Genomic DNA, 25,592 nt, shown 5'->3' on the forward strand with positions numbered 1-25,592 from the left:
TGGCGCCAGACCAGCATGGGAGGCGGCCAATGACAATCCTGCACCGCAATGACGCGGCGTCTGTTGCAACACTGACAATGGATGCGCCTGAACGGCTGAACGCATTATCCGATGACATGCTGGCGGCCCTGACATCCGCATTTGACGATATCGCCGCGGATGCAAGCGTGCGCGCCGTGATCCTGCGCGGGACAGGCAAGGCCTTTTGCGCAGGCCATGACCTAAAGGAAATGCAGGCGGGGCGACAGGCGCCGGATGGCGGCGCAGCCTATTTCAAGGACCTTTTTGATCGCTGCGCCACCATGATGCAGCGCATCCAATCCATGCCCCAGCCCGTGATCGCTCAGGTCCACGGGATCGCAACCGCCGCCGGCTGTCAGCTTGTCGCCACCTGCGATATGGCTATCGCCGCGGATGACACACGTTTCGGGGTCAATGGGGTCAATATCGGCCTGTTCTGTTCCACGCCCATGGTGGCGCTGACGCGCAATATCGGACGCAAGGCCGCGTTCGAGATGCTGACGACAGGCCGATTTGTGGACGCGCGCGAGGCGCAGGACCTGGGGTTGATCAATCGCGCCGTGCATGCCGACGCGTTGGAACGTGAAACAAGCGAACTGGCCCAATCCATCGCAAAAAAGCTGCCTGCCGCGGTGAAAATCGGCAAGCAGGCCTTTTATGCCCAGGCGCAGATGTCAACGGCCGAGGCTTATGCCTATGCCGGTGACGTCATGGTCCAGAACATGTTGATTGCGGATACCGATGAGGGGATCAACGCGTTTCTGGGCAAGCGCCCGCCAAACTGGTCGTAAAGCTACAGATCGTAGATTTCGCCGAATTTCGCCTCGAGATAGTCAAGGATCGGCGCTTCGCTTGGGTCCATCCCGGCGGCATGTTTGATCGTGTCCGTGGGGCTGCGTAACCCGCCATGCTGTTGCAGGTTCGCCCGCAGCCACGTGGTGGCGCGTGACGTGTCGCCCTGCGACAGATCCGCATCCAGATCGGGGACGGCGGCCCGCAGCGCCTGATGCAGACACCCAGCATAGACATTACCCAATGTGTAGGTCGGAAAATACCCAAACAGGCCTTCGGACCAATGCACATCCTGCAACACACCGTTGGACGGTTTATCGACCGCAAAGCCGAAATCCGCCGCAAACCGGTCATTCCAGGCAGCTTCGAGATCATTCACCGCCAGATCGCCCGACATCAACGCCCGCTCCAGATCAAAGCGCAGCAGCACATGCAGGTTATATTGCACCTCATCCGCCTCGGTGCGGATAAACCCGTCGCTGACACGGTTGACGGTCGCGTAAAAGGCATCTTCATCCGGGATGCCAAAATCACCAAACGTGTCGCGCATCTGACCGAACAGCCAGCCCGTAAAGGCCCGGCTACGGCCCAGCTGGTTTTCGTAAATCCGGCTTTGGCTTTCATGAACGCCCATCGACACCCCGCGCCCCAACGGGGTTAACAGATAGGCATCATCAATTCCCTGCTCATAGGCCGCATGTCCGACCTCGTGAATGGTCGAATAAAAGCAGTTGAATGGATCGCGTGGACTGGTGCGGGTGGTAATCCGGACATCCAGGCCAGACCCTGACGAAAACGGGTGTACGGCCTTGTCAATCCGGCCGTTTGCGATGTCGTAGCCAAAGGCAAGGGCAAGCTTGCTGGACAATGCCAGTTGACCATCCTCGTCGAAGACCTGATCCAGTTGCACAGGTGCGGGTTTGTCCAGAATAGCCGCACGCAAAGCCACAAGGCGCGGCCGCAGCGCGTCAAACATCGCGGCCAGATCGGCACCTGTTGCGCCCGGTTCGTAGTCATCCAAAAGCGCATCATAGGGATCCGCATCGCCAGCAACAGCCGCCGCTTCCTGCTTGCGCAGGTCCACCACCTTTTGCAGCATTGGCAGGAAGGCTGCGACATCTTCATCCCCGCGGGCCTGCGCCCAGACCCGATGCGCAAGCGAGGTTGTCTTTGCCAGTTCCGCCGCCAAATCGGCGGGGACCTTCGCGGTCCGTTCAAAACTGCGTTTGACGTGGCGCAGATTGGCCTTGGCAACCGGGTCCGGTGCCTCTGCCAGCTCAAGCCACGCGCCGATGCGTGGATCAATCCGGCGGGCATGCAGGACCTGGGCCATTGCCGCATGCTCTTCCGCGCGCTGCGGGGTCGCACCTTGCGGCATCATGGTTTCCTGATCCCAGCCCAGGCGCCCCGCGACTTGCGCCAGGGCTTCAGTCTGGCGCTGAAAGGTCATCAGCTCGTCATATGCGGTCATGCGCGTGTGCCTCGAATGGTCTGTGTCAGCGGGTATTGGGCCAGGAAACGGCCACGAATGATCAGCGCCCATAGCGCAACAGCACCCAATTGATGGACGATCGCAATCTGCCACGGGGCGGAATAGATGACCGTGACGATCCCCAGCACCACCTGCAGCAGCATCACCGCCATGATCAGATTGAATGCAAACCGGGTCTGGTCGTTGGCCGATTTCCGGGCCCGGAACCAGACAATCAGCCCCAGCAGGAACAGGGCATAGCCCAGCATCCGGTGCATGAATTGAACAAGCCCTGCATCCTCGAAGAAGTTGCGCCAGAGGGGAACCAGATCAAAAGGCTGCGGTGGCAGAAAGCCACCCGCCATCAGCGGCCAGTCCGGATAGGCGCGGCCCGCATCAATGCCTGCCACCAGCGCGCCCGCAACAATCTGCAAAAAAGCAAGCGCCATCAGCGCCCCGGCCCAGCGGGCAAGTGCGCGGTCCCCATTGCGGCGGGCCTGCAGCAAATCCGCCTGGCTGCGGGCCAGCCGGTAAATATACCAGGCAATGAACCCGAAGATGACAAAGGCCAGCCCCAGATGAATGGCAAGCCGGTAAGAGGCAACATCCAGCATCCCCTCTTGCAGGCCGGATGACACCATCCACCAGCCTATGGTCCCCTGCACCCCCCCCAGCACGCCGATGAAAAACAACCGGGGCGTCCAACCCGTGGGGATTTTTCGGGCCACAAGGAAGCCCACAAAGCCAAGCGCCCAAACCAGGCCGATGACACGGCCCAATTGCCGGTGACCCCATTCCCAATAGTAAATCACCTTGAATTCAGCCAGGGTCATGCCCTTGTTTTGTAACTGATATTCAGGGATCGCGCGGTATTTTTCGAATTCCTCTTCCCAGACGGTCTCTGACATGGGTGGGACAGCGCCTGTGACGGGCTTCCACTCGGTAATCGACAGACCGCTATCGGTCAGGCGGGTCAGACCACCAACGGCAATCATCAGCACGACAAGCGCGAACAAAACCATCAGCCACAGCCGAATAGCCCCGCGGGCGCCCTGCCCGGCGCGGTCGATACCGCCGGGCGTGGCTGCCTGTTTTGGGGCGGCACCGACCTCTTCAAAAATGCTGCGCTTTGTTGCCATCTCGGCCTCCATATCGTCGCAGGGAAACTAGGGCGCGGCGTCAATGCCTGCAAGCGGCAGTGTGACGCGGACATACCCAAAGGGCGGTCAGGTCGTAGGATGGATCTTGATCCATCTAGCCCTTTTCCTTCCACCGCACCATCTGGCGCATGATCCCATGCAACATCTGCACATCCGCACGCGTCATCGGCATGCGGGACCAGAGATTGCGCAGGTTCAACTTCATATTGGCGGCCTTATGCGCGGGGAAGAAAAATCCAGCGGCGTCCAGCCGGTCTTCGTAATGCGCGGCTAGTTTTTCAATCTCGATCTGCGCGGCCCAGTCACCCGATGCATCCACCCGCAAAGGCGGCGTCACCGTGGCCGCGCGACGCCATTCGTACCCCACCAGAAGAACACATTGGGCAAGGTTCAAGGATGGAAAATCCGGGTTGACCGGGACAGAGATGATGGCATTGGCACGGGCAATATCGTCATTTTCCATCCCCGCACGTTCCGGCCCGAACATCACCGCCACCTTGCCCCCCGCGGCAATACGGGCGGATGCCTCGGCCATGGCGGCCTCTGGGGTCAGCACGGGCTTGGTCAATCCACGCGGCCGGGCCGTCGTGGCATAGACATAGTCAAAATCACCTATGGCCGCAGGGGTGTCGTCAAACAATTGCGCCTCGTCCAGCAGGCGTCCGGCACCACTGGCCATGGCAACCGCCTTTTGGTTCGGCCAACCATCACGCGGGGCAATGATCCGCATCCGGTCCAGACCGAAATTCCACATCGCGCGGGCCGCGGCACCGATATTTTCACCCATTTGCGGGCGGATCAGCACAAATGCTGGTTGGGGGTCAGGGCTGGGCATCAGGCTTCCTTCCATGTCGCGCCGCGTGATACGCTGGGCCTGTCAGCATGGCAAGGAGAGCACCAGATGGCCTATGATCAGGGACATGCGGAATTGATGCGGGACGCGCTGAAGGATCAGGACGGGATCAGCGAAAAGAAGATGTTCGGCGGCCTGTGCTTCCTGCGGCACGGGCATATGATCTGCGGTGTTCATCAGGGTGGCGGGCTGGCCCGCATTGGTAAAACGGCAGAACCGGATGCGCTCCGGATCGCCGGAACCGCGCCCTTGTCGTTCACCGGGCGCAAGATGGGGGGCATGATCGACCTGGACGAAGACCTGCTGGGCGATGAGACCCGGCTACATAAAATCGTGGCGATGGCCCTGGCCCATGCCAACTCCCTGCCGCCCAAGGCATAGCCAAGCTGCACAAACCCGGTTAGAAGCAGGAACACAAAAGATAAAACACCGGAACGCCCCATGTCGGACGCGCAAGACGCCCCTCAGATTTACCTGATCACGCCACCCGAATTTGATCTGTCTTCCTTTCCCGACACGCTGGCTGCATGTCTGGATCATGTCGAGGTCGGCTGCGTCCGTCTGGCGCTCAGCACCAAGGACGAACAGCGCGTTGCCAAAGCCGCCGACGCCCTGCGCGAGGTGACCCATGCCCGTGATGTTGCCTTGGTGATCGACAGCCATGTGATGCTGGTTGAACGGCTTGGGCTTGATGGGGTGCATCTTCCCGACGGGGCCAGATCGGTCAAGAAAAGCCGCAAGACCTTGGGCGACGATGCTATCGTGGGCAGCTATTGCACCAATTCACGCCATGACGGCATGACAGCAGGCGAACTTGGCGCCGACTATGTCAGTTTCGGCCCCATCGGCGTGACCCCTTTGGGTGACGGGCGGCAGGCTGAATTGGCGTTGTTTGAATGGTGGTCGCTGATGATCGAGGTCCCCGTGGTCGCCGAAGGCGCGCTGGATGCCGACTTGATCCGCAATCTTGCGCCACACACAGATTTTTTCGGCATAGGCGAGGAAATCTGGGCGCATGACGCCCCCGCCTCAGCCCTGCAGGCGTTCCATGCCGCGATGCGCGGCTAAGCCGCTGCGCACCTGAACCTCAAGGTGCGACGCAAGCGCCTTGCGGTCTGCAAATTGGGTCAGCTTGACCGGATCATGATAGTGCACAATCACATCACCTTGCCGCTCTGCCGCAAGGGTCGCCAAAAGATGCGGCCCGAATTCCATATCGCCCCACCAGCCATAAAACCGGGGGTCTTCGCCTGCGGCCGCCTGATAGATCAGTGTTACGGCCTGCAAATGCATATGTGGCGCAAGCTCCGGATCAAAGAACGCCGCAAAAAGTGTTGTTTTGAAAGGCAAAACCTGCATTCCATCGGTTGAGGTGCCTTCCGGGAAAAACAGCAGCTTGTGACCGGCTGCAAGCCTCGTCTTGAAGGTTGCAATCTGGGCTGCGGCCTCTCGTCTGTCTCGCTTGACGAATATTGTGCCGGTGGCGCGTGCCAGCCATCCGATCCCCGGCCATCCGGCGACCTCGGACTTGGCCACAAAGTAGATCCGCTTGCGGGCGTTCAGCGCAAAAATATCCAGCCAGGACGAATGGTTGGCCACCACCGCACCCGCAAAGGGCATCGGCGCCCCGATTGTCTGATAGCGGATGCCCAGAATGACAAACGCCCCCCGGCACACAAATTGGGTGATATAGGGGGTGAGCGGGCGGGCGGCGCCATATATGGGCCGCTCGATCAAGCGCAGCACGATCAGTATAACCAAACCGCCAAAGACCAAAATGCCCAAGGGCAGCCCCCGACGGATGACCCGGACCCATCCTCGCCATGTCAGCGATGGCAGATCCGGGCCGGGCGGGCCTTGCCATGTTTCAGCCATCTGGCTGCCCCCGTGTGTAGATGCTGCGTTGCAAAGCATTGATCGCATTTGTCGGCAGGATCAGACAGATATCGGTTGTGTTGAATGCGTGGTCCGTGAACGCGCCCTGCCCGACTTTTCCGCCCAGACGCAGATAGGCCTTGATCAGGGCCGGTGTCGCGCGCATCGCGGCCACCGTGTCAATCTGTGACGGCGGCAGCATGTCCATATCAACGGCACCGGCCCCACGCGCAGTGACCCGCAAGTCAGGCGGTGCCAGATGCTTATGATGCAGCAGGCTCAGCGGGGCAGCGAGGCGGTCCAGATCCGTGCCGGGAAAAGACGCCACACCAAACAAGAGCGCAATGTGATGCGCGTGAATATAGCGATCCAGCGCGGCCCAAAGATACATCATCGCAGGGCCGCCGCGATAATCGGCATGCAGGCAGGACCGCCCCAGTTCCAGCAGTTTCTGCCCGCTGTTTTCAAGCAGGCTCAGATCATATTCATCCGCGCAGTAATACTGCCCGGCCTTTTCGGCGGCGGCAGCGGACATGACCCGGTAGACCCCAACAACCTGATCGTCGGCAGGTCGTCTTTTGTCCCGCAAAAGAAAATGGGTGGCATGGGGGTCGAAACGGTCGCGTTCCAACCTGCGGTCATGATCCACCATTTCACCATCCGCCCCCAATTCCGCGACGAACACGTCATAGCGCAGGCGTTGTGCCGCGGTGATGTCGGCCTCGGACATGCCAACGGAGACAGCAAAATCTGGGGGAAGTGTGTTCATCTCTATGTGCAAAGCCTCGGGACCGCTGCGGAGGGTTGTTTAAAAAGCCGGTAACCCTTTGGCAACCAATTCAGCCTTAAAGCTGAAACAGTGCTATTGACCTCGCCCAAGATATTCTACCATAAGTTGAATCACGATGCAGAACCTACCAGCATGAGCATGATGCGCGTCCCATCAATGACAACTTTTCCCTCGTCCGGGAAGTTGACGGTGATCTTGTCATCAATATTCGATTGGACCTGGCCCACACCCCATGCGGGTTGGTCCGGATGGCGCACAAGCATGCCCGGGCCAAGGATTGCATTCAGATTTGCCATGATTTGTCCCATCATCACTTGGAGGTTGCGACATGCCCAATGACCTTGCCGCACTTGTTGGATCGCGCATTTGCCACGACCTTATCAGCCCGATCGGGGCAATCGGCAATGGGGTCGAACTTCTGGCGCTGACCAACGGCGATAGCAGTGCGGAAATGGCGTTGATCAGTGAAAGCGTCAATAATGCAAATGCGCGCATCCGCTTCTTTCGGCTGGCCTTTGGTGCGGCGGATGCGGATCAGTCCGTCTCACGGGCCGAAATCCAGTCAATCCTTGCCGCGATGGCGACTGGCGGCAGGCTGAACTACAACTGGACCATCCCCACAGACGCCCCGCGCCCGCTGGTGCGCTGCGCGTTTTTGCTGCTGCAATGTATGGAAACCGCGCTGCCATTGGGCGGGGATGTCGACATCAGCACAGACGGTGACGATTGGCTGCTGCGCGCGGAAGGGTCGCGTGTGAACATCGAACACCCCCTTTGGGACAGCCTGCAAACCACGGCCCCTGACTATGCCCATAGCGCGGCACAGGTGCAGTTTGCCATGCTGCCTGACGTTCTGGGGATGGCCGGTCGCAGCCTGCAGATCGACCATGATGCAACCCAGATCACGGCGCGTTTCTAAGGTTCCACGCCCTATGCGCGCACGGTTCCGTTTCCGGTGACCAGATATTTAAAGCTGGTCAACTGAACCGCCCCGACCGGACCACGGGCATGCAGCTTGCCCGTGGCGATCCCGATTTCTGCGCCCATCCCGAATTCGCCGCCATCGGCAAACTGGGTTGAGGCGTTGCGCATCAGGATGGCGCTATCAAGCTCGCGAAAAAACCGGTCCGCGACCCCGTCATCCTCGGTCAGGATCGCATCCGTATGGTTCGATCCATATTGGCGGATATGCGCAATCGCGCCATCCACACCGTCAACAACCCGGGCTGCGATGATCATATCCAGAAACTCGCGCCCGTAGTCATCCGGCTGAACCGGTACGGTCCCGACAGTTTGCGCAAGGGTTTCGTCGGCGCGCACCTCGACACCAGCCTCCAGCAGGTCGCGGGTCAGAATATCGCCATGCGCGTCGTGAAACGCCTGATCCACCAACACACATTCAGCAGAGCCGCAAATCCCCGTGCGCCGCGTCTTTGCGTTCAGCAAGACGGCCCGGGCCTTTTCAAGATCAGCCGCCGCATCGACGTAGATGTGACAAATCCCTTCCAGATGCGCAAAAACGGGGACGCGGGCTTCGCGCTGAACCAGCCCGACAAGGCCTTTGCCGCCGCGCGGCACAATCACGTCGATATGGTCTGTTGCCTGCAACATCGCCGTGACCGCCGCCCTGTCGCGGGTTGGCACCAACTGAATGGCCGCAGGTGGCAGGCCAGCCGCCTTCAGCCCGGCCACGAGACAGGCATGGATCGCCTGACTGGAATGAAAACTTTCAGAGCCGCCGCGCAAGATCACCGCATTGCCGGATTTCAGGCATAAGGCACCGGCATCGGCGGTCACATTGGGCCGGCTTTCATAGATCACGCCAATCACGCCGATTGGCGTGCGGACCCGCCGGATATGCAGACCGCTGGGCTGGGTCCATTCCTCGGCCACAGCCCCGACCGGGTCTGTCTGTGCGGCCACGGCACGCAGGCCGTCCGCCATGCCCTTGATCCGGTCATCATTCAGCAAAAGCCTGTCCATCATTGCAGGTGACAGGCCTTTGTCGGCCCCGAAGGCCATATCTTGCTTGTTGGCATCAATGATCGCCGCCCGCTGCGCCCAAATGGCGTCAGCCGCCGCGATCAGCGCCGCCTCTTTTGCATCGGCGGGTACAGTCGCAAGCACGGTTGCCGCGGCTTTTGCATCCGCACCGATCCGGGCCATCATTGGGCCGATTGCATCATGATCGTTCATCTTCTTCCCCTAAAGCACCATGTCATCGCGGTGCACCAATGCTGCCCGCCCGTCATATCCCAAAACCGTCACGATGTCAGCGCTGCGGCGTCCCATGATCTGGCGGGCCTCTGCGCTGGTGTACCGGATCAACCCCATCCCGAGCTGTCCGCCATCGGCATCCTGAATTTCAACAAGATCGCCCCGCCCGAAACTGCCATTGATCTGGGTGACCCCGGCGGGCAGCAGGCTTTTGCCGCGCGACAAAGCGTCCTTGGCACCATTGTCGATGGTCACCGTCCCACGTGGCTTCATCGCGGAAATCCACGTCTTGCGGGCGGCCTGCGGATCGGTTTGCGCCGCAAACCATGTGGCCCGCCCGCCATTTTCCAGCGCCCCGAGGGGGTGTGGGTCCGTCCCCAGCGCAATCGCCATGGCGCAGCCTGCCTCGGTTGCGATGCGACCGGCCATGATCTTGGTGATCATCCCGCCCTTGGATAGGCCTGTGCCGGCATCACCCGCCATGGCGGCCGTTTCAGACGTAATTTTCACCACATAATCAATATGCTGCGCCTTGCTATTGATCTTTGGGTTGGCCGTATAAAGCCCATCGACATCCGACAACAGGATCAGTTGATCCGCCCCGATCGTCACCGCAACCTGTGCGGCCAAGCGGTCATTGTCGCCATAGCGGATCTCATCCGTGGCGATGGTGTCGTTTTCATTAACGATGGGCGTGACGCCCAGACCCAGCATCGTTTCCATCGTCGCGCGGCTATTGAGATAGCGGCGCCGATCCTCGGAATCCTCCAGCGTGACCAGAACCTGCCCGGCGATGATGCCATGGGGTGCAAGGGCCTCTTCATAGGCGCGGGCGAGCCGGATTTGCCCGACAGCCGCCGCGGCCTGCGACTGTTCCAGCGCCAGCGAGCTAAGCGGCAGACCAAGCACCCCGCGCCCCAGCGCGATAGAGCCTGACGACACAAGGATCACATCCGTGCCCCGGGCCCTGATCTTGGCGACGTCTGAGGCAAGCGAGGTCAGCCAATCCTGGCGCAATGTGCCGGTTTCACCATCAACCAGCAGGGCAGAGCCAATCTTGACCACCAGCCGCTTGGCGTCTTTCAGGGCTGCCATGGTGCATCCTCCACCCCGGCGTCATCATCGTTGCTTTTCTTGTGGCGCAATCTGTTGTCATCAATTTCCGCCCGCAAGGCACGCAGCACATCCGGAATCCCCTCGCGGCTGACACCCGACATCAACATGATCGGACCCTCACAAACAGTGGCCACTTCATCACGCAGAAAGCTGCGTTCTTCGTCGTCCAGCGCGTCAATCTTGTTCAGGACCGTGATCCGGGGCTTGTCCGCCAATTCGCCGCCATAGGCCTCAAGCTCGCGAATGATCGTCTGATAGTCGCCCGCCGGATCACCGGATGTGCCGTCAATCAGGTGCAGCAGAACGGCGCAGCGTTCAACATGTCCCAAAAACAGATCACCAAGCCCCCGCCCCTCGGAGGCGCCCGCGATCAGGCCGGGAATGTCGGCCACGACAAATTCAACCTCGTCAATGCCCACGACCCCAAGATTGGGGATCAGGGTGGTAAAGGGATAGTCAGCCACCTTGGGGCGGGCGTTCGACGTCGCGGCCAGAAAGGTCGATTTTCCGGCATTCGGCATGCCGAGCAATCCAACATCGGCAATCAGTTTCAGGCGTAGCCATATGGTGCGCTCAATCGCCTCTTGCCCCGGATTTGCGCGGCGCGGGGCCTGATTGGTGGCTGATTTGAAATGCAGGTTTCCCCAGCCACCATTGCCACCCTTGGCGATGGTAATGCGTTGGCCGACCTCGGTCAGATCCGCGATGACGGTCTCTTCGTCCTCGTCAATGATCTCGGTGCCCACAGGCACGCGCAGCACCTTGTCCGCGCCATCTTTGCCGGTGCGTTGACTGCCCATGCCATGCTGGCCATTGCCCGCGAAAAAGTGCTGCTGATAGCGAAAGTCGATCAGCGTGTTCAGCCCTTCGACCGCTTCGACGATAACATCGCCGCCCTTGCCGCCATCGCCGCCATCGGGGCCGCCATACTCGATATATTTTTCGCGCCGAAACGAAATGCAGCCGGCGCCACCGCCACCGGATCGGATATAGACCTTTGCAAGATCGAGAAATTTCATCGCGCGCTGCTTTCTGAACTATTCAGCGGCTGCGATAGTCCATTCCCCCCGGCTTCTCAAGCCATCCCAGTGCACGCGGGTCAACAGGTACTTGTAGCACAGGGTCGGTTCGTCACGCGCAAGGGCGTGTTGCACCTTCTCGCTAAGCAGTGAGAAGCTGAGTTTTTCCAGAACGCGGTCGGATGCAGGGTTGTCATGCCACGCGCTTGCCGTGATCCGGGTCAGGCCCGGGTTCTCGAACGCCTTTTCGACGGCCTTGCGCCCCATCTTTGTGGCGATCCCCCTGCCCCATGCATCTGGCTTAAAGCAATAGCCCAGATCGCCTTCGGTCACGCCCATTGTGCCCAAAAGCTCCTGCCCGTCGAAGATGCCCCAGACAAATCCGTCACCCGCGTAGGGTTTGCACCGACTTGCGGTGAAGTCCCGATCAGGCGGCCATGGCCAGCTGCCCAGCTGGCGCACGACCTGCCAGTCACTCACGATCTGATGCAGCGCGTCGAGATCGCTGGGCTGAAGGTTGCGCGTGTGGATATCAGACACTGCCGGGCTTTCCGTTGATACTGATCGCAATTACGCCAGTTATCCGCAGTTTGCGCAACACTCTGCGCAGACACAATCCTGTGGGTGTCTGTGAGATGCATCACCGCGCGCGCCCTGCCAGGCCGCCCGCGTCAGGCACACAGCACGCCCCGGCATGGTTTTTCCGCTCGCCCGCGATGTGATTTCCGTCGGCCCATCATCCTGAAAGCCAAGCCTTTGCAGCAATCGTGCAGAGGTCTTGTTTGTAACCATATGACTGGCCGCAATAGCGTCACGTGCCGGGTCCTGAAAATAGTGATCCAGCACGGCAATGGCTGCCTCTGACGCATAACCGCGTCCCCAGAACACCTGACCAAGCCAGTACCCAAATGCGCCGCTGGTGCCCATCATGCCGATCAACGCCCCATCCCGCGTGATCCCCCAAACCCGCCCGGCCTTGCCTGCCACCCGTTCCACAAATGCGGTAGCATCATTGTACGTATAGGGATGCGGCATGTGCATCATCCAGCGTGCAACATTGATATCGGCGCAATGAGTGACGAGAGCGTCAATATCCGCCGGTCCGATGGGGCGCATGATTAAGCGATCTGTTTGCAGGACCGGGCCGGTCACCGCGCTTGTTCCCATCTGCTGCGGGTCAGTTCCATGGACCGGCCGGGAACGGGGGCGTTGCGGGCTTTGGAAAAATGCGTGCATGGTCCGACGTCCACAAAGCCAAGCTTGTCCAATACGTTGCGGGATGCGGTGTTTTCCGCGAAATGGCTTGATTTCACCAGATCGGCCGTGCCGTCCGCGAAATGGTCATCAAGGACGGCCCGCGCGGCCTCTGTCGCATAGCCGCGGCCCCATGCCGCTTGCGCCAGCCAGTAGCCAAGCTCTTGATCCAGCCCGATTGTCCCGACAAAAATGTCGTCCGCCCAGATCAGGCGGGCGTTGAACCGCCCGGCCTGGTTTTCACTGACAAACCATTGCGCATCTGTGATCCCGTAGGGAAATGGCACCCTTGTCAGCCAGCGGCTGACATTGATGTTGTTGACTGCGCGCGCGATCACCCGTGCATTGCGGGGCGCTGGCGGACGCAGAACAAGCCGTTCTGTCCGCAGCACCGTCGCGGTCATTGGTCTGTTTTAAGCGTATATGTCCATGTGGGCACGGTTGCGCCGCGGGCGACCGAAAATGCCTCTGCATCGCCAAGATAGTCAAAGCCGCAATTGGTCAACACGCGGGCAGAACCCGGGTTGTCCTGAAAAACCTCGGCAAAGATGCGGTCTGCGTGATGCGGGTTGGCCGAGATCAGCGTGCGAACGGCCTCGGTTGCGAATCCGGTGTTCCAGAATGCGGGTGCGATCCAGTAAAACACCTCTGACTGCGCGCGGTCCATGCGTTCCAGGCTGATCAGACCAAGCGCCTCGGCGTGGCCATGTGCCGATCCGTCAATGACCCAGACATCCTCTGTCCGGTCAGGTTGCGAGGCACGTTCGATCATCGCCTCGACAGTACCGGGGGGCAGCGGGTGCGGCATCGCGCGTGTGCCACGCGCGACACGGTCGTCGGCGGCATACATCGCAATGAGACCGGCGTCAGACTTGCGGCAGGGGCGCAGCATAAAGCGGTCTGCCGTTATTGTGTCCTGCACTGTGATGTCCTCATGTCTCACTGCTTCCCCTCCTCGAAAACAACAAAAATCTTTCTGGCCCACTCCTAGTTCAACATGGTGGCAAAACTATGAATGAAAAAGGGGACCGGTGTTCACCGATCCCCCCAAATGCGTTACCTGAGATTTTCGGCTTATTCAGCGGCCTCCGCCACTGGGAGAACCGAAATAAAGGTGCGGCCTTTCAGGCCTTTATGAAATTTCACGGCGCCTTCGGCGGTTGCAAAGATCGTATGATCCTTGCCCATGCCAACGCCTGTGCCTGGCCACATCTTTGTGCCACGCTGGCGCATGATGATGTTACCGGGGATCACGGCTTCGCCGCCGAATTTCTTTACACCAAGGCGACGACCAGCTGAGTCGCGCCCGTTACGGGATGAACCGCCTGCTTTTTTATGTGCCATCGGTTGCTCTCCTTAACCTTTAGCGAATTCTGCGGCTTGCTTGAGCCACTCATCGCGGTCGATACGACCTTTGAAGTTCAGTTTCTCATCCATAGCCGCAACATCCTCTGGGGTCCATGCTGCGATCTGCGCGAATGTTGTGACACCAAGACCGTGAAGCTTTTTCACGATCACTGGGCCAACGCCGCTGATCTTTGTCAGATCATCGGCACCGTCAGCGGCTTTCGCTTTCTTTGGCGCGGCCTTTTTGGCGGCTGGCTTTTCAGCCTTAGGTGCCTCGGCTTTGGGTGCCTCGGCTTTGGCTTCTTTCTTTGGTGCTGCCTTTTTCTTGGCAGCAGGCTTTGCCGCAGGGGCGGCCACAACACCTGCACCAGAGACAGCCGCCATCACGCCAGACTTGTCGGCCCCTTTTTCAAGGATGTCGGCAATACGCACCAATGTGAGTTGCTGACGGTGGCCTTTCTTGCGCGCGGAAGAATGCTTCCGGCGACGCTTGACGAAGTTGATCGTCTTTTCGCCTTTGATCTGGTCAATCACTTCGGCCTGGACGCCTGCGCCCTCAACCAAAGGTGTACCCACTGTAGAGCCGACCATGAGAATCTCGTTGAATTGGATTTTGTCACCAGCATTCGCTGCCAGTTTCTCGACACGCAGAACGTCGCCTGATGCGACTTTATACTGCTTGCCGCCGGTTTTCAGAACCGCAAACATCTGTCTTTCCTTCATTTTCCGCGTCTCTGAGGCCCCGGAGTGATCCGGCGTTTATTGCCTGTGGACAGCGCGCCCGTGGGCGTAATTTCGCATATGCCCCAGCAAGACCCTTGCTGAGATGGCGGCTTATCTGACCAATGGCGCCATAAGTCAAGTATTGATCGGTCAAACACCATGCGCCTTGCCCTTCCGTCCCTGTTGTTATTGGCAGCCTGCAGCGGCGAGGCCAATCATCTGGGCAATCCGTTGCTCTGGCCCCTGACCGGCGCACAGACGGCGGCAGAGAACCTGGTTTATCAACAGCGCCGGGGCGAGGTTGAGATTCTGGTGAAATCGAACTTTGCGGCGATCACGCGGGAACTTGAGGTTGGCGATGGCCCGACCCTGCAAACCGCGATGGCCACAGCCGGCATTCCGGAAAATGAACGCCCCGCCAGATTGTTGCAATTGCGCGGTGATCGGGCGCTTTATCAATCCAACCCCGGCGCTCTTGTCACCGCATTGATGGTCTACGGATCAAGCTAGCCTAGGGTCAGGACCCTAAAAATCCGCAATGCTGGAATCCCGTTGGGCGACGAGGTTCCAGAACGCGTTGGACTTGGCAATATCATCGACCAGATCCTGCGGCAGCCCGCGCGCAGACATGCGTTGATACAAGGTTTGCGGATAGCCTTGGGTGACAGAGGGGACGCTGACCATCGGGTTGATATCCGCAGGCCGGCTGCGAGCCTCTGGCGGGCAGTTGCGGGTGGGATCACCGGCCGCGCGCCGCCCGTCCTGTTCCAGCTTTGCAACGGCGGCAAAATAGATGGCGCATTCACTGACAACCAGCGCCTTTTGTCGGGGGTCATCTGCGGGCAGTGCCGGATCCACCGCGATTGCTGACGTTTGAGCACAGCCGATCAACAGAAACGCGCTTGCGGCAATACAACTGGTTTTCAACGGGATCATCAAATACCTCTCAACGTCTTTCTGGTCGTCACCATGGCATCGCACACCGCCCTACAGTTCCTGACTGATCAAGAACCGTGATGCCGCCAGCCCAAGACTGCGCGAAATATCGTCGAACATCCCGTTGAAAGCCACGAAGAGCGCCGCATTCATGTCCTTGCCTGCCTCTGTCTGCGAGAATTTTGTGTAGGCACGCAGCTCGTCCGCCGTCAGCGGTTGATAGGCCATCAACAGAAACGAATAAATCCATTCGGTCGTATCTGCACGGATCTGGTCTTCCTGGCTCCAGATATCGTTCAGGGCGGTGTCGGGGGTCATGCTTTCGGGCATCGCACCGCCATCCATCAGACCCATGTAAAATGCGTAATTGGAATTCAGCGCCCCAACCACATTGGTTTCGATCAGATCGTTCACGGTCACGAATTCCTTGACGCGCAGATAGGCATCCGTCTCGTCAGCCATGGCGATGGCGGCGCTGTCCTTGCTGGCGGCCTCGACCGCGTCATCCAGCAATGCACGACGCGCGCTGACCTCAAGACCAATGATCTTTTCGCCCAAGGGGGTGCTGAAAAAGGCGAGCATGGCGTCGATATCATCACCTTCCAGCTCTTCCCCCAGCGCGCCGCGCACCTCCTCGAACATCATCTGCTCGTCGTAGATTTGCGAGACCATCGCATTCCATTGCGGCCCGCCATTGCCGGGAAACATGTCGGCTGCAATGGTTTCACCATAGGCCAGCCCTTCGGTGCGCATGATCGACAGAATGTCGTCCAGCCCAAGTACCGCAAACAGCGCGTCGGTCTTTTCGGCGTGGGATTGCTGCGCAAAGGCGGCCCCTGCCCCCACCGCCATCGAAATTGCAACCGATATGGCGGTAAGATGTCTTAACATGCGCGCGCTCCTTTGATGTATCTTTTCAATTTAGGGACCCGGCCCGCCTGTGCCAAGAACCCATGCGGGAAATCCGCGCAGACGCATTTCTGACTTGCGCCCTGTGCCGCGAGCGCATAGGACGTCGCGACCCCCGCGGAGAGGTGCCGGAGTGGTCGAACGGGGCGGTCTCGAAAACCGTTGTGCCTTCACGGGTACCCAGGGTTCGAATCCCTGTCTCTCCGCCACTATCACAAGCCGTCGCATCGCCGGTTTTCGGTCACGCCATTGCAGATTACGCGTCATCAGGGTCGGCCCGCGGGATCGCGCGTTTAAGGGTTTGCCAAACGGGTCTGTTTTCGTGCAGCCTTACCGTGACGGAGCTGCGCGCAATGGATCGGGTTGGACGACATGGCGGACACGATACTCTCGAAACATCTGGATTTGCCGTGTGGTGTGCGCCTGAACAACCGGTTTTGCAAAAGTGCCATGACCGAAGCACTGGCGGATGCCCGCGATGCACCGACACAGGCGCATCAGACACTTTATGAGCGGTGGTCGAGGGGCGGCATGGCCCTGCAACTGACGGGCAATGTCATGGTCGACAGACGTTACCTCGAGCGGCCGGGGAATGTTGTTGTCGAAGATGACAGCGTGATGAACGCACTGCGCGATTGGGCGAGAGCGGCCCACGTGGGAGGCAGCCATATCTGGATGCAAATCAGCCACCCCGGGCGGCAATGCCCGATTGTCGTGAACACAAAGCCCCTGTCCCCGTCAGAAGAAAAGCTGCGCATTCTTGGACTTTTCGGAAAACCCCGCGCGATGACATCTGACGATATCGACGATGCGATCCAGCGCTATGCAAAAACAGCGGGGATTGCGAAACAGGCTGGCTTTGACGGGGTGCAGTTACATGCAGCGCATGGGTATCTTGTCAGCCAGTTCCTTTCGCCGATCACAAACAGGCGCAATGATGAATGGGGCGGATCGCTGGAAAACCGTGCAAGGTTTTTGCGCGCGATCTACTATGCAACGCGCCGCGAGGTCGGGCCGGATTTCCCGATAGCGGTCAAGCTGAACTCGGCCGATTTCCAGAAAGGCGGATTCACCATTGAAGACAGCTGCCAGGTCGCGCAATGGCTTGCCCAGGATGGGATTGACCTGATTGAATTATCGGGCGGGACTTACGAGCAGATGAGTTTCGTGAACGGTACCGAAGAAAAGCTGCGCGACAGCACGATCCGACGCGAGGCCTATTTCCTTGAATACGCCCGCGAGGTCCGCAAGGCCGTTTCTGTCCCGATCATGGTGACAGGTGGGTTTCGAAGCGTTGCGGCGATGGAACGGGCCGTCACGGAGGACAAGATCGACATGATCGGTCTGGCGCGACCGCTTTGCGTGCAGCCCGATGCCGTGGCCGCAATGCTTGATGGCAAGCTGGACATGATCGGCATTGAGGAAGACGGTTTGGTGATCGGCCGGGGACGGCTTGGGGTGAATGCACAGAACTGGTTGATTAACCTGGTCAACACGGTCTCGCGGGTTGAATATTATGCCTGGCAAATGACCCGCATGTCGCGTGGTCTGCGCCCACAGACAATCGCGCGCAACAATGCGATTGGCTATTTTGTTTGGTATCTCAACCGAACGACGCTTTTGGGGCTGCGGCGCAAGTTCATCCGCTAGTGGCGGCGATGCCCTCAAACAGATGGGTAGTGATGCCTCACTTACCCACATCCCGAAAGCGTTGATTGACGTCGGCACGCCAATACAAAAGCGGTTTTGGACTTCAAAGGTGGGAAATGGCTCCGACGGTAGGGATCGAACCTACGACCAATTGATTAACAGTCAACTGCTCTACCGCTGAGCTACGTCGGAACACTGTGGGGGGCGTATAGCAACGCCGATTGAAGGCGTCCAGAGTATTTTTTGCCTGTTTTTCTATTTACGGGTCTGCGTGTTTTCGACGTCCAGCAAGCCGAATTCCGCATGCGCCGAAATACCGCCCCTTGCTGCGACAATATCCCGTCTGACAAGGTCGATCAGATGCGCCAGAACATTGCGTTCTGCGATTGGCAGCATCTTGGTCGGCAGGTCTGCATAGATGGTCTGCGCCAGGGTTGCGGGGGTTTTCGGGCCATGGACAAGCGCGGCTGTCACCTCGGCGCTGCGCGTCTGCCGATGCGCGATTAACCACGCCAGCCGGTCCATCGGCTTATGAATAGGCGCCCCATGTCCCGGGTAATACACGCGCGCCGCAATATCCTGCAGTTTGTGACAGGAGGCCATGAAATCGGTCAGGTCCCCATCGGGCGGCGAGATGATCGAGCTGGACCAACCCATGACGTGATCCCCGGTAAACACCGCATGGTTCCAGACAAAGCACATGTGATTGCCCATATGGCCCGGCGTGTGCAGCGCACGCAACGCCCAATCATCAACGCGCAGGAGCTGTTCATCCTGCAACGTGATATCCGGCGTGAAGGCGGGATCGATACCCTCCCCCCCGCCAAGATGCCCGCTGGCGGCCAATGCGGCCATCACATCGCTTTGTCCCGCAGCACTGGGGCCGAAGGCCGCCACGGGCGCGCCAGTCTCGCGGGCCAGATCCGGGGCCAACCCGGAATGGTCGCGATGGCTGTGGGTCAACAGGATATAGCGTACCGGGCGCCCGGCAATCGTCCGCAGCAGCGCCTGTAGATGGACACTATCCGCAGGCCCCGGATCAATGACCACCAACGCATCCGTCCCCAGCAGATAGGTGTTGGTGCCCCGCTCGGTCATTGGTGACGGGTTGGGCGCCAGAACCAGCTGCAATCCCGGCGCAAGCGGGTGGGGTTTGCCGGGTTCGGGCTCAAAAGGGGCGGCCTGCATTGTCATCTGTCCTTTTCGTCGGCGCCAGAGGTGGTTACGCTATCCACAGAATGTTTGGCTGGCTCAAGAATTACATGCCGCGTGGCCTTTACGGGCGCGCCGCACTGATCCTGGTTTTGCCAGTGGTCCTGTTACAGTTATTGGTATCGGTCGTCTTCATCCAGCGCCATTTTGACGGGGTCACCCGGTTGATGACCGATGCGGTGACAATCGAGCTCCGCTTCCTTGTGGACACGGTCAACGCCGCCCCCGATCTTGCAGCCGCCCGGCAAGAGCTTGCCCGGCTCGACGCACCGCTGGAAATCCGGACCATGTTGCCCGCGACACCGTTGGACGGCGACATCAAACCCTGGACCGACCTGACCGGGCGCATGGTGATTGAACAACTGCGCCAGCGGGTGCCCGACAGCCTTGCTGTATCGCTCGAAGATCGCAGGCGGGTGCAGATGTTTGTCGAGACCCGGCACGGCCCGCTGGGATTTGATTTTGCCCGCCGCCGAGTGTCGGCCTCGAACCCGCATCAGTTGCTGGTCATCATGCTTGTGACCGGGGTTCTGATGACCGCAATCGCCTATATATTCCTGCGCAATCAGTTGCGCCCGATCAAGCGTATGGCCGCAGCCGCAACGGACTACGGCAAGGGGCGCGTTGTTCCCTTCAATCCGACCGGCGCGGTCGAGGTGCGGGCCGCAGGCATGGCGTTTCTGGATATGCGCAACCGGCTGGAACGACAGACCCAAAGCCGCACAATGATGTTATCGGGCGTCAGCCATGACCTGCGCACGCCGCTGACCCGTTTGCGGTTGGGATTGTCGATGGTCGACGACACAGAGGTCGCACCGCTGTTGCGGGATGTGGATGACATGCAACGGCTTGTGGATACGTTTCTGGACTTTGCGCGCAGCGATGCAGGCGACAGTCTGGAACCGACCGTGCCGCAAGACCTTGTGCAGGCAATGCTGGCTGACGCGGACCGTGGCGGGCAAAATGTGCAACCCGGCCTGATCGACGGCCCGGACGAGCCGGTGGCGATGCGCCCGCTGGCGATCAAACGTGCGCTCGACAATCTGCTCAGCAACGCCTTGCGCTACGGCAGTAACGCCACGTTGGGGGTCAGCGTGACCGAACGGGCGGTGCGGTTCTGTGTCGAGGATGACGGCCCCGGCATTCCCACCGAGCGGCATGATGATGCGGTCAGCCCATTCGTGCGGCTTGATCCGGCCCGCAATCAGGACAAGGGGACCGGGGTGGGCCTTGGGCTGTCGATTGTCGCAGATATCGCCCGCACACATGGGGGCCTTTTGCGCCTTGGCGAAAGCGCCACATTGGGCGGGCTGAAGGCAGAGCTTGTGATTGCCCGTTAGGGTCAGGACCGATGAATTCCACGCCACCGGTTTGGTGGATTTGACATTGCGCAGCGTGGTTATTTTGGGGGAATTGTGATGCAGGCCGATAGATTGGTTGTTCTTATCCGGGGCTGGACTGATGGCGACGAGTTCTTTTTGAAGCCCGAAGGACATGTGGGGGGCCGTTTTCCTGAGGCCTTTGTTGACTTCGTTGATGAACTTCATACCGACGGTGAACTCCTCCAGCCGAAATTCGACACGAAAGCCCATGATATGTCCGGGTTTTCCCTATCGGACCCGGCGGATCTGGTCGCGCATGTTCTGAAGGCCATTGAAACCAAACTGGCAGAAAAAGACTTTGCAAAGATCACAATCGCCGGGTTCAGCACCGGGGCGTTGTTTGCACGCGCGGTTCTGGTCGAGGCTAACGGCATCGGTCCCGACGGGAATTTTGATCCGAAACTGAAACGTCCATGGGCCGACAAGATCGACCGCTGGATATCCATGGCGGGCATTCTGCGCGGATGGACAATTTCCTCGTCCACATCAATTGGCGGGCGCATGCTTGGTCCCGGCCTGGTGGGGGCCACAAAGCTGTGGGGCATGCTGAACGGGGGCAAGCTGCCTCTGGTCTCGGCTGTTGAGCAAGGCATGCCCTTTGTCGTGAACACACGTCTGCGGCAGATTGAACTTGAAAAGATACTCAAGGATCCGGGCGACCAGCGGTTGACCCATGGTCTTCCGCTGATGATCAATTTGCTTGGGACCAGGGATCAGTTTATCTCGCCCTCGGACTGCATCGAACCATCGCCACCCGAAGAACATGTCTTTCTGGAGGTGCCATCCACGAACCATTTGCGCATGCTTGATGTCAGCAGCGACACCCAGGAAACAGCAGCACGACGAAAGATCATAAAGCTCGCCTTTACAAGCACGGAAGGTGACATCAAGGCCCGGACTGGCCTGATCGTGGAACGCGACGATCTGAACGATTTCTTTGACGAGCTGGACCGCCCCGAAACGGACCTTCTTGATGATAAGGTCTCTGCGGTGAAACACGCCGTGATCGTGCTGCACGGGATCCGGGATCATGGGTTTTGGACCAAGCGGATCGCAAAACGCATCAAGTCGCGCGGCGTCAGAACGCTGTTTCGGGCGCCCTCGCCCAGCTATGGCTACTTTTCAGTTCTGGACTTTCTCAACCCATGGCGGCGTAAAAAGCAGGCCCGCTGGTTGCTTCAGCAATATGCCGATGTCCGGTCGTGCTTTCGTGATGCCGAAATCAGTTTCGTGGGGCACTCCAACGGCACCTATCTTTTCAAAGAGGTGATGGCGCTGTCCAGCGCGGTCAGGTTCAAACACGTTTATCTGGCGGGCTCTGTTCTGCGCCGCGATCTGCACTGGGATCGGTTTGCGGCCCAAATCGAGGGCGACATTGTGAACGTCAAAAGCGCGGGCGACTGGGTTGTCGGGTGCCTGCCCTCGGCGATGGAGCGGTTGGGCCTGCGGTTTCTGGATGTTGGCGGAGCCGGTTATTTTGGATTTACCAACCCGCCCCAATCGAACCGCTTGTTCGAGCGCGATATTGAAGGGTCGCACAATGCCGGCGTGTCCGAAAAATCGTGGCAGGCCATTGCCGATTTTGTGGTGGATGACAAAATACAGCCCCAAACGGAGGTCACATCGCCCCGCGGCCTTCAAGGCCTCGTCTTTCTGGCACCGGCGCTGTTGATCGCGATGGCGCTGTTTTTTGTTGTCGTCCTTGATCGTCTGGCTGTTCTTCTCAGCCACATTCTGGGCCCGGTTCCCAGCGTTGTCGCATCCGTCAGCGCAGGAACTGCCGATGGGTCAGTCCAGCTGGGTTTCGTGGTGCTTCTCCTTCTGGCCTTTGGGCGCGTCGCACGTATCTTTTAATCCAAGCTACAGCGCGCTGGTCGCCCGATCTCGCCAATGCGGCGCGGCTCTCAAAGCCTGTTTGTTCGGTTTTTGATGACAAAACCACCAATGCGGTTAGTCTGTTTCTTATTTGCATATTTATTTCAAAGGTAAGCGATCATGCCCACAGATGAAGCACCCCAAAATCCCGCACGCTACAGCCCCAAAGCCGACCTCTTTTCAGGCGCCGGGCTGGGGGCGTTGCTCGGCACCATATTGGGCCTGTCGATCACACCGGTGGTCGTCACCGTCGTTGGCGCGCTGACCTCCGTTCTTGCGGTCTTTCTGGGGCTGGATGGGCGCGAGACATCGGCGCGGCTGCCCAAGGTCAATGCGCTGCGGATCGGCGCATTCGGTTTTGCGACAATCGCCGGGCTGGCGCTAGGGCTGTTTTTGCGGATCAATAATCCGCTGGCTGTCGATCCACGCATTGCCATGGCCGAATGGGCCGAGGCCTTTCCTGACAATCCCGCACTTGCGCAGCAGATGATGGTTTATGAACGCACAGCCCTTGTCCCGGGCGAGATTGCATTTGGCACTGCGGGCGAGGCCCCAACTGCGGTCAATCTGGACGCGGGCACAGCCGCCTCCAGGCAGGCGGTTCTGTTTTCCAGCCTATCTGGCTTTGAGGCCTGTGACCGACTTGATCCTGACCGTTTTGGCACGCCCGAGGCTACGCTGGCCGCCTATGGCCGGGGCGATCCACCGGCGTTGATCCAATCGGTCGCCCGACGGCTGGATGCGGTGGCCGCTGACGATCTTCCGCTGGCAATCACCATCGCGCATGGCATTCTTTGCGACGTTGAACAAAGTGAGGCCGAGTAATGCGCACCCTTATCGCACTTACCTGCTGCCTTGCCGGATTATCCGCCCCGCTTTGGGCGCAGGCTGATCGGGACAGCGCGCGATCGGTGGTGCAAATCCGGTGCGCGACGGCAAACGGGGATATGAAGGCCACCGGCTTTGTCTGGCCAGAGCCGGGCATGATCGTCACGGCGCTGCATGCAGTCGCCGGATGTGGCCCCGGGACCGGTGTTGTCTACAGCGAGAACTTCAAGGACGAGGTCCCGTTCGGCGCGTTTGTCAAAGTCGACCTGGAGGCCGATCTGGCCTTGATCCAATTGCAGGACGACATGGGGCTACCAGCGGTCACACATGTCACCGAGCAACCCAATACACGCGATCCGCATGTTGTCTGGGGATATCCGCTGAGCGCGCGGGAAATGATCGACAAATCCGTCGAATTTGCCGGCGGGCTGTCAGGCGGGACAACCACATTGGGGCGCGCATTCTCGTCCCGCGATCTGTCGCAACTGTTTCGGGACCAGGACTATCCGACCGCGGACACCCAGATTTTGCGGGTGACCAGCACAATCCAACCCGGCCATTCCGGCGCACCTATCTTTGACGAAGAAGGACGGGTTGTTGCCATTGCCGATGGCGGGTTGCTGGGCGGCTGGCGGGGCATCAACTGGTCGATCCCCGCACATATCTATCTGACAGATCTCTTGACGTCCGACGATCCGTTCCCGGAGGGCGTATCAACCCAGGCCAGCTTGTTCAGTGCCTATGCGGTACAGGAACCCAAAATCGTGCGCATGGGCGCTGCCGGTCAGGCGCCCGCGGACGCCGCTGAACCGGATGATACACCGGCAACCGTGAGCATACCGACGATCCTCGACGCGATGGCGGGTTTGGGCGATGACAAGCTGAGCTGGCTCCCGGTTGATTTGGCCGCAATACGCCCCGATGAGAACAGTTGGGATGACCTGCGCTTGCAGGCTCATCGGATCGCAGGAGCCCCCATACCGCTCTTCGCCCCCGAGACAGCGCAGATATTGCCGGCAGAGCGCCCCGGCTTTCTTGAGGCCCGCAGTGCTGACGGGGCGGCCCTGCAGATCAGTTTTGTCCATGAAGGGGCGGATTTCGACGATACACTGCAAGCGGGATCGGCAATTTTCTTTGCGCGCCTGGCAGAACTTGGGGTGGCAGATGCCCCCACGGGCCTGTCGCCGGATGCGACCGATGCCGCATTGGAATACGCCTCGCAAAGCTGGCAGGTGAACCCTGATGGGCGCGACACGGATCCGTTCATGGATGTGACGGTGCAGGTCAACGGGCCCACCTTCAGCGGTCAGGTCGTCTATTTTGATCGTGGCTGGGATGATGTGGCCGAGACGGATGAATTGCAGGCAATCCTGATGTGGGTGTCAACCGAGGCGCTGAATACGCTCGCCTCCCTTCCATTTGACATTGCCGACGCCGTTGCCGGGACGGCCGTGCCACCGGCCCAGATTTCCGAACTGCGACTGGTGCGCCGGGTGCCGCTGGCCGATATTGCGGCGCTTTTTGTAGAACGGCGCGATTTTGGCTGGAAACGCAGGGTTGTCGAGCTCAAGGCATTGCTGGACAGCCCGCAAGATTATGCGGATCTCGCCTTTGACGTTTACGAAGACCGGATCACGGGCGGCACGATTGCCGTCCCTGCAGATCTTGAACTGGTCTGGGATCCCGCGCTGCAAGCGGCGGTTGGGCAGAACGAAAACGGTCAGATCCGTCTGGCCGTTGCATTGCAAGCAGCCGCTGATTTTCAGACGGCCTTTGATGAGGGCGCCACGGGTTTTCTGGAAGGGCTGACCGCCCTGATCGACTGGGATGACCGCAGCCCCATGGATTGTGACCCTGTTGTTGATCCCATCATGCAGACGGCCGATTGCTGGGATTATTTTGCAGGCAAAGACCCCGATGATGGTGAATTTGCGGATTTGTACCTGGCGCTGAATATCCGGGGCAATCAGGTCCTTGGTACCGCCGTTTATGCATGGGGCGACCGGGGCGCGCTCAGCAGGGATGAAGAGGTCATGTTTCAGATGATGCTGATCGGTGCCGAGTATCTGTCGGATTTTGCTGAAAAGTAAATCCGACGCGGATCGTCGGGGCGTTCAACCACAGGGACCGCGCATGTCGGCGCCGGGCCACCTGTCAAGTGA

The 25,592-nt window shown here is 59.6% G+C and carries 28 protein-coding genes and 2 tRNA genes; 11 read left to right on the forward strand and 19 right to left on the reverse strand.

The genetic code is table 11. The features are described 5' to 3' along the window. Positions 1 to 29 precede the first annotated feature (29 nt). Positions 30 to 812: an enoyl-CoA hydratase gene (locus AABB31_RS04135; protein ID WP_342075712.1), complete on the forward strand. Its 783-nt coding sequence runs from the start codon at positions 30 to 32 to the stop codon at positions 810 to 812. A 2-nt stretch (positions 813 to 814) separates the two neighbouring features. On the opposite strand, the gene AABB31_RS04140 is transcribed toward AABB31_RS04135, so the two are convergent. The 3 genes from AABB31_RS04140 to AABB31_RS04150 form a co-directional block, all read right to left on the reverse strand. Next, positions 815 to 2,284, reverse strand: a complete 1,470-nt coding sequence (locus AABB31_RS04140) for a carboxypeptidase M32 (RefSeq protein WP_373635456.1) — start codon at positions 2,282 to 2,284, stop codon at positions 815 to 817. Then, positions 2,281 to 3,423, reverse strand: a complete 1,143-nt coding sequence (ctaA, locus tag AABB31_RS04145; protein ID WP_373635457.1) for a heme A synthase — start codon at positions 3,421 to 3,423, stop codon at positions 2,281 to 2,283. The genes AABB31_RS04140 and ctaA overlap by 4 nt, the downstream gene beginning before the upstream one ends. A gap of 115 nt (positions 3,424 to 3,538) precedes the next feature. Then, positions 3,539 to 4,279, reverse strand: coding sequence for an RNA methyltransferase (locus AABB31_RS04150; protein WP_342075711.1), 741 nt, complete (start codon positions 4,277 to 4,279; stop codon positions 3,539 to 3,541). Between the two features lie 66 nt (positions 4,280 to 4,345). Between AABB31_RS04150 and AABB31_RS04155 the strand changes: the two genes are divergently transcribed. After that, positions 4,346 to 4,678, forward strand: a complete 333-nt coding sequence (locus AABB31_RS04155) for a TfoX/Sxy family protein (RefSeq protein WP_342075710.1) — start codon at positions 4,346 to 4,348, stop codon at positions 4,676 to 4,678. Between the two features lie 60 nt (positions 4,679 to 4,738). After that, positions 4,739 to 5,365: a thiamine phosphate synthase gene (locus AABB31_RS04160; RefSeq protein WP_342075709.1), complete on the forward strand. Its 627-nt coding sequence runs from the start codon at positions 4,739 to 4,741 to the stop codon at positions 5,363 to 5,365. Here the strand turns inward: AABB31_RS04160 and AABB31_RS04165 are convergent. The 3 genes from AABB31_RS04165 to AABB31_RS04175 all read right to left on the reverse strand — a co-directional run bounded on the left by AABB31_RS04165 (position 5,327) and on the right by AABB31_RS04175 (position 7,258). Next, positions 5,327 to 6,172, reverse strand: a complete 846-nt coding sequence (locus tag AABB31_RS04165) for a lysophospholipid acyltransferase family protein (RefSeq protein WP_342075708.1) — start codon at positions 6,170 to 6,172, stop codon at positions 5,327 to 5,329. The genes AABB31_RS04160 and AABB31_RS04165 overlap by 39 nt on opposite strands. Continuing rightward, positions 6,165 to 6,941, reverse strand: a complete 777-nt coding sequence (locus AABB31_RS04170; protein WP_342075707.1) for a GNAT family N-acyltransferase — start codon at positions 6,939 to 6,941, stop codon at positions 6,165 to 6,167. The genes AABB31_RS04165 and AABB31_RS04170 overlap by 8 nt, the downstream gene beginning before the upstream one ends. Positions 6,942 to 7,072: 131 nt before the next feature. Then, complete coding sequence (locus AABB31_RS04175) at positions 7,073 to 7,258, reverse strand: DUF3553 domain-containing protein (protein ID WP_342075706.1); 186 nt, start codon at positions 7,256 to 7,258, stop codon at positions 7,073 to 7,075. Between the two features lie 32 nt (positions 7,259 to 7,290). Between AABB31_RS04175 and AABB31_RS04180 the strand changes: the two genes are divergently transcribed. Further along, positions 7,291 to 7,881, forward strand: coding sequence for a histidine phosphotransferase family protein (locus tag AABB31_RS04180; RefSeq protein WP_373635458.1), 591 nt, complete (start codon positions 7,291 to 7,293; stop codon positions 7,879 to 7,881). 11 nt (positions 7,882 to 7,892) lie between these two features. Here the strand turns inward: AABB31_RS04180 and AABB31_RS04185 are convergent, their stop codons facing one another. From AABB31_RS04185 to AABB31_RS04225, 9 genes are all read right to left on the reverse strand, one after another. Then, positions 7,893 to 9,158 (reverse strand): glutamate-5-semialdehyde dehydrogenase, encoded by a 1,266-nt coding sequence (locus AABB31_RS04185; protein ID WP_342075703.1) that lies wholly within the window; start codon positions 9,156 to 9,158, stop codon positions 7,893 to 7,895. Positions 9,159 to 9,167: 9 nt separating this feature from the next. Further along, positions 9,168 to 10,274, reverse strand: coding sequence for a glutamate 5-kinase (gene proB, locus AABB31_RS04190; RefSeq protein ID WP_342075702.1), 1,107 nt, complete (start codon positions 10,272 to 10,274; stop codon positions 9,168 to 9,170). After that, positions 10,262 to 11,314: a GTPase ObgE gene (gene obgE / locus AABB31_RS04195; RefSeq protein WP_342075701.1), complete on the reverse strand. Its 1,053-nt coding sequence runs from the start codon at positions 11,312 to 11,314 to the stop codon at positions 10,262 to 10,264. The genes proB and obgE overlap by 13 nt, the downstream gene beginning before the upstream one ends. A gap of 18 nt (positions 11,315 to 11,332) precedes the next feature. Further along, a complete protein-coding gene (locus AABB31_RS04200) occupies positions 11,333 to 11,854 on the reverse strand; it encodes a GNAT family N-acetyltransferase (protein WP_373635459.1) in 522 nt (173 codons plus the stop codon). Between the two features lie 39 nt (positions 11,855 to 11,893). Beyond that, entirely contained in the window at positions 11,894 to 12,481 is a 588-nt protein-coding gene (locus AABB31_RS04205) for a GNAT family N-acetyltransferase (RefSeq protein ID WP_342075699.1), read from the reverse strand. Further along, positions 12,463 to 12,972 carry a GNAT family protein gene (locus AABB31_RS04210; protein ID WP_342075698.1) on the reverse strand — a complete coding sequence of 170 codons (510 nt, stop codon included), beginning with the start codon at positions 12,970 to 12,972 and terminating at the stop codon, positions 12,463 to 12,465. Before AABB31_RS04210 ends, AABB31_RS04205 begins: the two co-directional genes overlap by 19 nt. Continuing rightward, on the reverse strand, positions 12,969 to 13,460 hold the full coding sequence (locus AABB31_RS04215) for a GNAT family N-acetyltransferase (RefSeq protein WP_373635783.1): 492 nt from the start codon (positions 13,458 to 13,460) through the stop codon (positions 12,969 to 12,971). Before AABB31_RS04215 ends, AABB31_RS04210 begins: the two co-directional genes overlap by 4 nt. Positions 13,461 to 13,642: 182 nt before the next feature. Next, on the reverse strand, positions 13,643 to 13,912 hold the full coding sequence (rpmA, locus tag AABB31_RS04220; RefSeq protein ID WP_342075696.1) for a 50S ribosomal protein L27: 270 nt from the start codon (positions 13,910 to 13,912) through the stop codon (positions 13,643 to 13,645). Positions 13,913 to 13,924: 12 nt separating this feature from the next. Then, a complete protein-coding gene (locus tag AABB31_RS04225; protein WP_342075695.1) occupies positions 13,925 to 14,623 on the reverse strand; it encodes a 50S ribosomal protein L21 in 699 nt (232 codons plus the stop codon). Between the two features lie 174 nt (positions 14,624 to 14,797). Between AABB31_RS04225 and AABB31_RS04230 the strand changes: the two genes are divergently transcribed. Further along, the gene (locus AABB31_RS04230) at positions 14,798 to 15,148 is read left to right on the forward strand and encodes a hypothetical protein (RefSeq protein WP_342075694.1); all 351 of its coding nucleotides are present in this window, start codon (positions 14,798 to 14,800) and stop codon (positions 15,146 to 15,148) included. A 15-nt stretch (positions 15,149 to 15,163) separates the two neighbouring features. Here AABB31_RS04230 and AABB31_RS04235 read toward each other — a convergent pair whose 3' ends face one another. Together AABB31_RS04235 and AABB31_RS04240 are read right to left on the reverse strand one after the other, a co-directional pair. After that, on the reverse strand, positions 15,164 to 15,574 hold the full coding sequence (locus tag AABB31_RS04235) for a hypothetical protein (protein WP_342075693.1): 411 nt from the start codon (positions 15,572 to 15,574) through the stop codon (positions 15,164 to 15,166). 51 nt (positions 15,575 to 15,625) lie between these two features. Then, positions 15,626 to 16,465, reverse strand: a complete 840-nt coding sequence (locus AABB31_RS04240) for a DUF2059 domain-containing protein (protein ID WP_342075692.1) — start codon at positions 16,463 to 16,465, stop codon at positions 15,626 to 15,628. 137 nt (positions 16,466 to 16,602) lie between these two features. Between AABB31_RS04240 and AABB31_RS04245 the strand changes: the two genes are divergently transcribed. Continuing rightward, positions 16,603 to 16,692 (forward strand) — tRNA-Ser (locus AABB31_RS04245). Between the two features lie 163 nt (positions 16,693 to 16,855). Then, positions 16,856 to 18,133: an NADH:flavin oxidoreductase/NADH oxidase family protein gene (locus AABB31_RS04250; RefSeq protein WP_342075691.1), complete on the forward strand. Its 1,278-nt coding sequence runs from the start codon at positions 16,856 to 16,858 to the stop codon at positions 18,131 to 18,133. A gap of 117 nt (positions 18,134 to 18,250) precedes the next feature. Here AABB31_RS04250 and AABB31_RS04255 read toward each other — a convergent pair. Beyond that, positions 18,251 to 18,325, reverse strand: a tRNA-Asn gene (locus AABB31_RS04255). Positions 18,326 to 18,388: 63 nt separating this feature from the next. Continuing rightward, positions 18,389 to 19,321 carry an MBL fold metallo-hydrolase gene (locus tag AABB31_RS04260; RefSeq protein WP_373635460.1) on the reverse strand — a complete coding sequence of 311 codons (933 nt, stop codon included), beginning with the start codon at positions 19,319 to 19,321 and terminating at the stop codon, positions 18,389 to 18,391. Positions 19,322 to 19,371: 50 nt separating this feature from the next. Here AABB31_RS04260 and AABB31_RS04265 point away from each other — a divergent pair, with 50 nt between their 5' ends. The 4 genes from AABB31_RS04265 to AABB31_RS04280 all read left to right on the forward strand — a co-directional run bounded on the left by AABB31_RS04265 (position 19,372) and on the right by AABB31_RS04280 (position 25,520). Further along, entirely contained in the window at positions 19,372 to 20,685 is a 1,314-nt protein-coding gene (locus AABB31_RS04265) for an ATP-binding protein (RefSeq protein WP_342075688.1), read from the forward strand. 78 nt (positions 20,686 to 20,763) lie between these two features. Continuing rightward, positions 20,764 to 22,581 carry a hypothetical protein gene (locus AABB31_RS04270; RefSeq protein ID WP_342075687.1) on the forward strand — a complete coding sequence of 606 codons (1,818 nt, stop codon included), beginning with the start codon at positions 20,764 to 20,766 and terminating at the stop codon, positions 22,579 to 22,581. Positions 22,582 to 22,722: 141 nt separating this feature from the next. Next, on the forward strand, positions 22,723 to 23,427 hold the full coding sequence (locus AABB31_RS04275; protein WP_342075686.1) for a hypothetical protein: 705 nt from the start codon (positions 22,723 to 22,725) through the stop codon (positions 23,425 to 23,427). Then, positions 23,427 to 25,520, forward strand: coding sequence for a serine protease (locus AABB31_RS04280; RefSeq protein WP_373635461.1), 2,094 nt, complete (start codon positions 23,427 to 23,429; stop codon positions 25,518 to 25,520). Before AABB31_RS04275 ends, AABB31_RS04280 begins: the two co-directional genes overlap by 1 nt. Positions 25,521 to 25,592 lie beyond the last annotated feature (72 nt).

The organism is Yoonia sp. SS1-5 (assembly GCF_038443705.2).
GTDB classification, from domain to species: domain Bacteria; phylum Pseudomonadota; class Alphaproteobacteria; order Rhodobacterales; family Rhodobacteraceae; genus Yoonia; species Yoonia rhodophyticola.

Coding starts and splice junctions, on each gene's coding strand:
- AABB31_RS04135 (WP_342075712.1), top strand. CDS start 30: ATGACAATCCTGCACCGCAATGACGCGGCGTCTGTTGCAACACTGACA.
- AABB31_RS04140 (WP_373635456.1), bottom strand. CDS start 2,284: ATGACCGCATATGACGAGCTGATGACCTTTCAGCGCCAGACTGAAGCC.
- ctaA (WP_373635457.1), bottom strand. CDS start 3,423: ATGGCAACAAAGCGCAGCATTTTTGAAGAGGTCGGTGCCGCCCCAAAA.
- AABB31_RS04150 (WP_342075711.1), bottom strand. CDS start 4,279: ATGCCCAGCCCTGACCCCCAACCAGCATTTGTGCTGATCCGCCCGCAA.
- AABB31_RS04155 (WP_342075710.1), top strand. CDS start 4,346: ATGGCCTATGATCAGGGACATGCGGAATTGATGCGGGACGCGCTGAAG.
- AABB31_RS04160 (WP_342075709.1), top strand. CDS start 4,739: ATGTCGGACGCGCAAGACGCCCCTCAGATTTACCTGATCACGCCACCC.
- AABB31_RS04165 (WP_342075708.1), bottom strand. CDS start 6,172: ATGGCTGAAACATGGCAAGGCCCGCCCGGCCCGGATCTGCCATCGCTG.
- AABB31_RS04170 (WP_342075707.1), bottom strand. CDS start 6,941: ATGAACACACTTCCCCCAGATTTTGCTGTCTCCGTTGGCATGTCCGAG.
- AABB31_RS04175 (WP_342075706.1), bottom strand. CDS start 7,258: ATGGCAAATCTGAATGCAATCCTTGGCCCGGGCATGCTTGTGCGCCAT.
- AABB31_RS04180 (WP_373635458.1), top strand. CDS start 7,291: ATGCCCAATGACCTTGCCGCACTTGTTGGATCGCGCATTTGCCACGAC.
- AABB31_RS04185 (WP_342075703.1), bottom strand. CDS start 9,158: ATGAACGATCATGATGCAATCGGCCCAATGATGGCCCGGATCGGTGCG.
- proB (WP_342075702.1), bottom strand. CDS start 10,274: ATGGCAGCCCTGAAAGACGCCAAGCGGCTGGTGGTCAAGATTGGCTCT.
- obgE (WP_342075701.1), bottom strand. CDS start 11,314: ATGAAATTTCTCGATCTTGCAAAGGTCTATATCCGATCCGGTGGCGGT.
- AABB31_RS04205 (WP_342075699.1), bottom strand. CDS start 12,481: ATGGGAACAAGCGCGGTGACCGGCCCGGTCCTGCAAACAGATCGCTTA.
- AABB31_RS04210 (WP_342075698.1), bottom strand. CDS start 12,972: ATGACCGCGACGGTGCTGCGGACAGAACGGCTTGTTCTGCGTCCGCCA.
- AABB31_RS04215 (WP_373635783.1), bottom strand. CDS start 13,460: ATGCTGCGCCCCTGCCGCAAGTCTGACGCCGGTCTCATTGCGATGTAT.
- rpmA (WP_342075696.1), bottom strand. CDS start 13,912: ATGGCACATAAAAAAGCAGGCGGTTCATCCCGTAACGGGCGCGACTCA.
- AABB31_RS04225 (WP_342075695.1), bottom strand. CDS start 14,623: ATGTTTGCGGTTCTGAAAACCGGCGGCAAGCAGTATAAAGTCGCATCA.
- AABB31_RS04230 (WP_342075694.1), top strand. CDS start 14,798: ATGCGCCTTGCCCTTCCGTCCCTGTTGTTATTGGCAGCCTGCAGCGGC.
- AABB31_RS04235 (WP_342075693.1), bottom strand. CDS start 15,574: ATGATCCCGTTGAAAACCAGTTGTATTGCCGCAAGCGCGTTTCTGTTG.
- AABB31_RS04240 (WP_342075692.1), bottom strand. CDS start 16,465: ATGTTAAGACATCTTACCGCCATATCGGTTGCAATTTCGATGGCGGTG.
- AABB31_RS04250 (WP_342075691.1), top strand. CDS start 16,856: ATGGCGGACACGATACTCTCGAAACATCTGGATTTGCCGTGTGGTGTG.
- AABB31_RS04260 (WP_373635460.1), bottom strand. CDS start 19,321: ATGCAGGCCGCCCCTTTTGAGCCCGAACCCGGCAAACCCCACCCGCTT.
- AABB31_RS04265 (WP_342075688.1), top strand. CDS start 19,372: ATGTTTGGCTGGCTCAAGAATTACATGCCGCGTGGCCTTTACGGGCGC.
- AABB31_RS04270 (WP_342075687.1), top strand. CDS start 20,764: ATGCAGGCCGATAGATTGGTTGTTCTTATCCGGGGCTGGACTGATGGC.
- AABB31_RS04275 (WP_342075686.1), top strand. CDS start 22,723: ATGCCCACAGATGAAGCACCCCAAAATCCCGCACGCTACAGCCCCAAA.
- AABB31_RS04280 (WP_373635461.1), top strand. CDS start 23,427: ATGCGCACCCTTATCGCACTTACCTGCTGCCTTGCCGGATTATCCGCC.